Annotated in this window: 2 protein-coding genes; both read right to left on the bottom strand. The window is 54.5% G+C overall.

Annotated features, from left to right (window positions below; all coding sequences use genetic code 11):
- The coding region (locus ACVA54_RS19610; protein ID WP_446617812.1) for a citrate/2-methylcitrate synthase at positions 1–383 on the bottom strand (383 nt) is incomplete at its 3' end.
- A 113-nt stretch (positions 384–496) separates the two neighbouring features.
- On the bottom strand, positions 497–1,303 hold an 807-nt coding region (prpB, locus tag ACVA54_RS19605), incomplete at its 5' end, for a methylisocitrate lyase (RefSeq protein WP_446582107.1).

Below are 1,303 nucleotides of genomic sequence, written 5' to 3'. Positions count from 1 at the left end.
TCAGTGGCGTGCAGCTGTTGGTCAAAGTCCGTCTCTTGCTCCAAGTTACCCAGCATAGAACAACCGGTGCGCAGCACATCCATTGGGTGCGCGTCGGCCGGAATGAGCTCTAACGCCTGCTTAAGCGCGGTTGGCAAGCCACGTAAACTCAGCAAATGCGTTTTGTACGCATCCAGCTCTTGTTGGTTTGGCAAGTGACCCCGCAGCAGCAAATGCGCCACTTCTTCGAATTGAGCATGGTTGGCCAGGTCGGTGATGTCATAGCCACGATAGGTCAGGCCGGTGCCCGATTTGCCCACCGTACACAGCGCTGTGCTGCCCGCACTTTGACCACGAAGGCCTGCGCCTCCGATTTGTTTTTTCTTTGCAACCGTTTCAGACATGGTTTGAACTCCTTTTCGGTCGGATGCGGCTCTCTTGTGGAGCGGTGCGTCACCCGACGACTTTCACGTGATTAGATATTTTCCGAACTATTTCTTGGGCTTCCCCCGAGGGGTTATGACTCTTGTGAGAACAGTTGGTCCAACTTGTCCTCGTAGTCGTGATAATTGAGGTGCGCATACAACTCTTTACGCGTTTGCATCGAGTCAAGCAGCGCTTCTTGATTGCCCACTTCTAACAAATGCTTGTAGACATTCTCCGCCGCTTTGTTCATCGCGCGGAACGCACTTAATGGGTAGAGCACCATGTCGACGTTGGATTGAGCCAGCTCGTCACAGCCAAACAGCGGCGTTTGACCAAACTCAGTGATGTTGGCCAAGATAGGCACGTGTTTGCCCGTCGCTTGCTTGAGCGCCGCCGAGAACTGTTGGTACTGCTCTAGCTGGTTCATCGCTTCTGGGAAAATCATGTCCGCGCCCGCTTCCACATAAGCAATCGCACGCTCAATCGCGCTGTCCATACCTTCCACCGCTAGCGCATCGGTGCGTGCCATGATGACAAAGCTCTCATCCGTGCGCGCATCCACCGCCGCCTTGACACGGTCCACCATCTCTTGCTGGCTGACAATCGCTTTGTTCGGGCGGTGACCACAACGCTTTTGCGCCACTTGGTCTTCCATCTGCACCGCCGCCGCGCCGGCTTTTTCCATCGCTTTGATGGTGCGGGCAATGTTAAACGCGCCACCAAATCCGGTATCAATATCCACCAACAGCGGCAAATCACACGCATTGGTGATGCGGTCGACGTCGACCAATACATCATTGAGGGTGGTAATGCCTAAATCTGGCAGGCCGTAAGAGGCATTAGCAATGCCCCCGCCCGACAAGTAAATCGCTTGGTGGCCGACATTTTTGGCCATCAT

This window comes from Vibrio sp. PNB23_22_6 (assembly GCF_052877535.1).
This window is presented reverse-complemented; position numbering and strand designations above follow the sequence as displayed.